The sequence below is a fragment of the Pantoea sp. BL1 genome (genome assembly GCF_000963985.1).
Lineage (GTDB): Bacteria > Pseudomonadota > Gammaproteobacteria > Enterobacterales > Enterobacteriaceae > Pantoea > Pantoea rwandensis_B.
The window spans coordinates 89,905-96,396 of sequence record NZ_JZRH01000017.1; the positions used below are offsets into that span (position 1 = coordinate 89,905).

A 6,492-nucleotide genomic window follows, 5' to 3' on the forward strand; every position below is an offset into this window, starting at 1 on the left:
CTCTCTCCCGCTATTTGCGTTTTTTCAGCTCTGCTGGCAGGCCGATGCTGTCGACCTCTTCTTCCGTGAGTTCACGGTATTCACCTTCAGCCAGATCGTCATCCAGCACAATCTCACCAATGCTTTCGCGATGCAGCGCAGAGACATGGTTGCCCATCGCGGCAAACATGCGTTTGACCTGATGATAGCGGCCTTCCGTGATGGTTAAACGAGCGGCTTTTTCATCCAGGATCTCCAGCACCGCCGGTTTGGTCAGTTCTTTCTCATTGTGCAGTTGAATCCCCGCCGCAAATTTCTCCACCAACGCAGGGTCAATCGGCTCTTCGACCTCAACCAGATAGGTTTTATCGAGGTGATGGCGCGGAGAGGTAATACGGTGTGACCATTGACCATCGTCCGTCAGAAGAACCAGACCGGTGGTATCGATATCCAGACGTCCTGCCGCATGCAGCTTGAAGGCAGCGGGTTCTTCCATGAAGAACAACACGGTAGGATGATCGGGATCGTCAGTGGAGCAGACATAGCCCTGCGGTTTATTCAGCATGAAGTAGCGAGGACCGGTTTGCACCACCAGTGGATTGCCGTCGTATTCGATTTCGTCGTCTGGCAACACTTTGTAGCCCGCATCGCGCACCACTTCGCCGTTAATAGTGACTTTCCTGGCGCGGATTTCGCGGCCGGCGATAGCACGGCTGACTTCCAGCTGCTGAGATATGAATTTTTCGAGTCGCATGAATTCGCTTTTGCCTGTTACTACGGAGGGAATTGAAACGGTGTTTTTAAACCGTTAAAAAAGTGTGGGCAGTATAGCTTGATCCTTCGCCTGCTAACAGTACCGCGCCTGCGTTTCAGCTGTTTTCATGGCATAATGCGTGCCCGTTTGAAAAAAAAAGTTTGTCCTGATGTCCTTCACCCTGCGCCCATACCAGCAAGAGGCGGTTGACGCCACGCTCCAGCATTTTCGCCACCACGATGCGCCGGCCGTGATCGTGTTGCCGACGGGTGCTGGTAAAAGTCTGGTGATCGCTGAACTGGCGCGGATTGCCAGAGGCCGCGTGTTGGTGCTGGCGCATGTGAAAGAACTGGTCGAGCAGAATCACAGTAAATATCAGGCGTATGGTCTGGAGGCCGATATTTTTGCCGCCGGTTTGCAGCGCAAACAGAGCGAAAGCAAAGTAGTTTTTGGCAGCGTGCAGTCGGTGGCGCGCAATCTGGATCGCTTCGACAGTGCCTTCTCCCTGGTGATCGTTGATGAGTGTCACCGCATCAGCGACAACGAAGAGAGCCAGTATCAACAGCTGTTCGCCCATCTGCGACAGCACAATCCGCAGCTGCGGCTGCTTGGGCTGACCGCCACCCCTTTCCGCCTCGGTAAAGGCTGGATTTATCAGTTTCACTATCACGGCATGGTGCGCGGCGATCAGCACGCGCTATTCCGTGACTGTATTTATGAATTGCCGCTGCGCTACATGATCAAGCACGGTTTCCTTGTGCCGCCCGAACGGCTGGATATGCCGGTAGTACAGTACGATTTCAGCCGACTGATCCCGCAAAACAACGGCTTATTCAGCGAAGCCGATCTCAATCGCGAATTGAAGCAGCAGAATCGCGTGACGCCGCACATCATCAGACAGATCGTGGAGTTCGCGGAAGATCGCCGTGGTGTGATGGTGTTCGCCGCCACGGTAGAACATGCGCGTGAAATTTTATCTCTGTTGCCCGAGAACAGCGCGTTGGTATCTGCGGAAACAGTGGTGAAAGAACGCGACCGTTTGATCAGCGAATTTAAAGCGCAGCAGTTAAAGTTTTTAGTGAACGTCGCGGTACTGACCACCGGTTTTGATGCGCCACACGTCGATCTCATCGCCATTCTTCGCCCTACTGAATCTGTCAGCCTGTATCAGCAAATCGTCGGGCGCGGCCTGCGTTTGTCACCGGGCAAAACCGATTGCCTGATCCTCGATTACGCCGGCAATCCGCACGATCTCTTTACCCCTGAAGTCGGCACGCCAAAAGGCGCCAGTGACAACCAGCCGGTGCAGGTGTTCTGCCCCGCCTGTGGTTTCGCCAATACCTTCTGGGGAAAAACCACCGAAGATGGCCACATCATTGAACATTGTGGTCGTCGCTGTCAGGGCGTGATGGAGGATGATGAGGGCAATCGTGAACAGTGCGACTATCGCTTCCGCTTTAAAAGTTGTCCCGACTGCGGTGCAGAAAACGATATTGCGGCTCGCCGCTGCCATCAGTGCGATCGTATTATGGTCGACCCGGATGATATGTTGAAAGCCGCGCTAAAACTTAAAGATGCACGCGTGCTGCGCTGCGGCGGTATGACGCTGGAACAAGGGCGCGACGAGAAAGGCGAATGGCTGAAAGCGACCTATTTTGATGAAGACGGCACCAGCGTCAGTGAACGTTTCCGTCTGCAAACGCCTGCACAACGTAAAGCCTTTGAGCAGCTGTTTATGCGCCCACACCAGCGCGCACCCGGCGTGGAACTCGGTTGGCAAACGGCTGCGGATGTTATCGCTTTGCAGCCACTGCTGCGCCATCCCGATTTTGTGGTGGCACGCGCGAAAGGTCATTTCTGGCAAATTCGCGAGAAGATGTTCGATTATCAGGGACGTTATCGGCGCGCGAATGAGCTGCGTTAAGCGACGGAATCATTTGCCCGCGTCTTCTATTGCGGCTATAATGCCGCCCGCTTTTGCATCCGTAAAAGCATATGAATAACCGTCTGTTGCTGGGTCGCCTGTAGCAGAAATGATTGAAGAGAAATCAAATGACCACTTTCAACGCTGAAGTACGTAAAGAGCAGGGTAAGGGTGCGAGCCGCCGTCTGCGTGTAGCAAATAAATTCCCAGCCATCATCTATGGCGGAAACGAAGCGCCAGTTGCTATCGAACTGGACCACGACGTTGTAATGAACCTGCAGGCTAAGCCTGAGTTCTACACCGACGTGCTGACCATCGTTGTTGATGGTAAAGAAGTTAAAGTTAAAGCTCAGGCGGTACAGCGTCATCCGTTCAAGCCAAAACTGCACCACATCGACTTCGTTCGCGCTTAATCGCCAACGAGTTGAAAAGAGAACGCCGCTTACGCGGCGTTTTTTTTTGCCTGGAAATCAGTTCCCGCCGGTTCGACGCTGTAACTGATCGCGCAGATTAGGTGGTGTCCCTTTGATGGTCAGGGTATCGGTCGCGGGATCCCAAAAGATGCGCTCGCCCAGCAGCATGGCATCAAAATTCAGCGTCAGGCCGCCACCGCTGCCGGCAAACTTGGTCAGCTGGCGTAATGTGCTACGGTCAGCCGGGAAATGCTCTTCCAACTCGTAACCCTGCTCCTGGGTAAAGGCCTGGAACGTTTTCTCTCCCAGCGGCGGCAGTTCACTGGACAAATCTTCCAGCGCAATCTCCTCACCTGCCTGCAGTTGGTCATTGCAGTAGCTGTACACCTGCTGACGGTAATTCTGACGTTCGTTTTTATCGAGATTCGACTCCGCGCAGTAATCATCTACCGCCTGCAGCAAACCCCGGTTCTGCGCTTTGGTATCGAGGCCTACGCTGGCACCGAGGAAATCCATAAAGAAATCGGCCACTTTGCGCCCGACACGTCCACGCAGGAAGGTCAGATAACGGGTTGATTCTGGGTTGGTTTCCCACTCAGTGAGATCAATACGCGCCACAATATCCGCATGATTGATGTCGAGATAATGGGTGCTGCTGATATCCAATTCCTCATTGACGCGCATGCTCGACTGGCTGCTCAGCATCGCCACCAGCAAGTACTCAACCGCCAGATAACGATAGTGCAGGAACAGCACCACGCCACTTTCCGCAAACGGATATTTGCCCAGCTCATCACGCAGACGGCCAGTCGCCGCACGGCTGAAAGCCAGAAAGTCATCTTGCCCTTTGCGGCAGTTACGCAGCGCATCGGCCAGTTCGCTCTCTTCATTGAACAAGCCGTAAGCCTTACTTTTGGCGCTGTACACCCGATGCAACTCTTCCGCCATCTCCTCTACCGCACGGGTAGTAGGCAGTAACGTGTCACGCAGGACCAGCTCCAGCTGATTTTCATCACGTTTAACTAACTGATGCAGGGCAATCTGGTCGATATCCAGACTCATGGTAGACTCTCCTTTAGGCTCAGGCGCGTATTCAAACACCGCCCGCCGCTGCTTTCAACTCTACGCACAAACTGATCGCTCTGCTTGCGATTTAATTGCGGAAAAAAGCGCGTTGTTACGGTAATATACCGCCTTTTCACACTTGATTAGTCGACGATATGCCACAATCATCCCGTTATAGCGACGAGCGCGTAGAGAAGCTTCTCGCGCAGATGGCGCAGATTCTTGAAAAAGACAAAGCGCCAACCGACCTTTCCCTGATGGTATTAGGGAACATGGTAACCAATTTGATTAACACCAGTGTCTCGCCGGCCCAGCGCCGCAGCCTGGCGAAATCTTTCGCGGAAGCGTTGCAGTCTTCCGTTCGCGATGACAACGCCCACTAAATTGCAGATCTGACCTCATAAATATGGTAACCAACCGGCAGCGCTATCGCGAAAAAGTCTCCCAGATGATCAGCTGGGGGCACTGGTTTGCTCTGTTTAATATCATCTTCGCGCTGATTTTAGGTAGCCGCTATCTGTTGGTCGCCGATTGGCCTGCGTCACTCGCGGGCCGTATTTATGCCTATACCAGCTGGATTGGCCACTTTAGCTTTATCGTGTTCGCCGGTTATCTGCTGGTGATTTTTCCGCTCACCTTTGTGGTGATGTCACAGCGATTGCTTAGGGTGCTGTCGGCGATTATCGCCACTGCCGGGCTGACGCTGATTATGGTCGATAGCGCGGTGTTCAACCGCTTCCACCTCCATCTGAATCCGGTGGTGTGGGAGTTGGTGATCAACCCGGACCAAAGCGAAATGGCACGTGACTGGCAGCTGATGTTTATTAGCGTACCGGTCATCTTCCTCGTGGAGATGTTGTTTGCCACCTGGAGCTGGCAGAAGCTGCGCAGCCTGAATCGACGCTCATTTGGTAAGCCGCTGGCCGCGCTGTTTATCTGTGCTTTTTTTGCCAGCCATCTGATGTATATCTGGGCGGATGCCAATTTCTATCGCCCGATTACCATGCAGCGCGCCAATCTGCCGCTCTCCTATCCGATGACCGCACGACGGTTTCTTGAACGCCATGGCTTGCTGGATGCGCAGGAGTATCAGCGTCGTCTGGTGCAACAGGGCGATCCTGAGGCGCTGTCGGTGCAGTATCCGCTGAGTGATATCACCTTCCGCGATGGCGGCACGCGCCACAACCTGCTGCTGCTGACCGTTGATGGTTTGAGCCATGACAATCTGGATAAGGCACTGCCGTCGCTGAATCAGTTTGCCAGCGACAACGTACGCTTTACCCAACACTACAGTGCCGGGATTGCGCCGGAGAAAGGCATGTTCGGGCTGTTTTACGGCATCTCCTCCAGCTATATGGATGGCGTACTTGCCGCGCGGATGCCTTCGGCGTTACTCGGTGCGCTAAATTCGCAGGGATACCAGTTTGGTCTGTTCTCCTCCGATGGTTTCAGCCAACCCTTGTATCGCCAGGCGCTGTTAGCGGATTACAGTTTGCCTGAAGCTGATTCTCAGCCAAACAGCACGACGGTGAACCAATGGCAAAACTGGCTCAACGGCCAGAAAGCCGAGGGTGCGCCCTGGTTCTCATGGATTTCACTTGATGGCGTCAACGTGACTGGCGAAAGCATTAAAGCGCGTCAGCGCAGCTATTTGCGCCAGGCTAACAGTGTTGATGAGCAAATTGCGGCCGTCCTACAGACGCTGAAACAACGCGACTTACTCAAAAATACCGTGGTGGTGATTACCGCTCAGCGTGCAGTGACACCGGAGAATGATGACAATCCGGGTAACCGTGCAACGTTGCAGGTGCCGCTGGTGGTGCATTGGCCGAATACGCCGGCGCAGACCATCGATCGTCTGACCGACCAGCAGGATGTGATGACAACGTTGATGCAACGTCTGCTGCATGTGCGCACCAATCCAGCCAACTATTCACAGGGTGAAGACCTGTTTGCTGCTCAGCGCAGCCACAACTGGGTGGCCAGCAGTGAAGAGGGCAAACTGGTGGTGACTACGCCAACCGTGACGCTGGTGCTGAATAACAACGGCAGTTACAGCGCCTACGATGCACAGGGCAATAAGCTGAAGGATCATAAACCGCAGCTGGCGTTACTGCTTCAGGTGTTGACAGAAGAGAAGCGCTTTACCGCAAACTGATTAATAATGAGGCAGTTAAAACCTGCGCATATTGCAATCGCGAGCGGAACCAGTAGACTACTTCTCCACGTTCGGCACGTAGCGCAGCCTGGTAGCGCACGGTCATGGGGTGTCCGGGGTCGGAGGTTCAAATCCTCTCGTGCCGACCAAAATCCTATAAAAAAGCAGCCCTTAAGGCTTAATGCCAGTCAGTTAAGCC

At 53.8% G+C, this 6,492-nt stretch carries 6 protein-coding genes and 1 tRNA gene; 5 read left to right on the forward strand and 2 right to left on the reverse strand.

Annotated elements, in window-relative coordinates; translation table 11 throughout:
* Nucleotides 1-10: 10 nt before the first annotated feature.
* Entirely contained in the window at nt 11-733 is a 723-nt protein-coding gene (gene rsuA, locus VH86_RS10295; RefSeq protein ID WP_045832836.1) for a 16S rRNA pseudouridine(516) synthase RsuA, read from the reverse strand.
* Nucleotides 734-902: 169 nt separating this feature from the next.
* Here rsuA and VH86_RS10300 point away from each other — a divergent pair, with 169 nt between their 5' ends.
* Nucleotides 903-2,657 carry a DEAD/DEAH box helicase gene (locus VH86_RS10300; protein ID WP_045832837.1) on the forward strand — a complete coding sequence of 585 codons (1,755 nt, stop codon included), beginning with the start codon at nt 903-905 and terminating at the stop codon, nt 2,655-2,657.
* Between the two features lie 128 nt (nt 2,658-2,785).
* A complete protein-coding gene (rplY, locus tag VH86_RS10305; protein WP_034824983.1) occupies nt 2,786-3,070 on the forward strand; it encodes a 50S ribosomal protein L25 in 285 nt (94 codons plus the stop codon).
* Between the two features lie 57 nt (nt 3,071-3,127).
* Here the strand turns inward: rplY and yejK are convergent, their stop codons facing one another.
* Nucleotides 3,128-4,132, reverse strand: a complete 1,005-nt coding sequence (yejK, locus tag VH86_RS10310) for a nucleoid-associated protein YejK (RefSeq protein ID WP_045813620.1) — start codon at nt 4,130-4,132, stop codon at nt 3,128-3,130.
* Between the two features lie 158 nt (nt 4,133-4,290).
* On the opposite strand from yejK, the gene VH86_RS10315 reads away from it, so the two are divergent.
* The 3 genes from VH86_RS10315 (at nt 4,291) to VH86_RS10325 (ending at nt 6,442) form a co-directional block, all read left to right on the forward strand.
* The gene (locus VH86_RS10315; RefSeq protein ID WP_034824987.1) at nt 4,291-4,518 is read left to right on the forward strand and encodes a YejL family protein; all 228 of its coding nucleotides are present in this window, start codon (nt 4,291-4,293) and stop codon (nt 4,516-4,518) included.
* A gap of 23 nt (nt 4,519-4,541) precedes the next feature.
* A complete protein-coding gene (gene yejM, locus VH86_RS10320) occupies nt 4,542-6,293 on the forward strand; it encodes an LPS biosynthesis-modulating metalloenzyme YejM (protein WP_045832838.1) in 1,752 nt (583 codons plus the stop codon).
* Between the two features lie 72 nt (nt 6,294-6,365).
* A tRNA-Pro gene (locus tag VH86_RS10325) sits at nt 6,366-6,442 on the forward strand.
* Nucleotides 6,443-6,492: the final 50 nt, after the last annotated feature.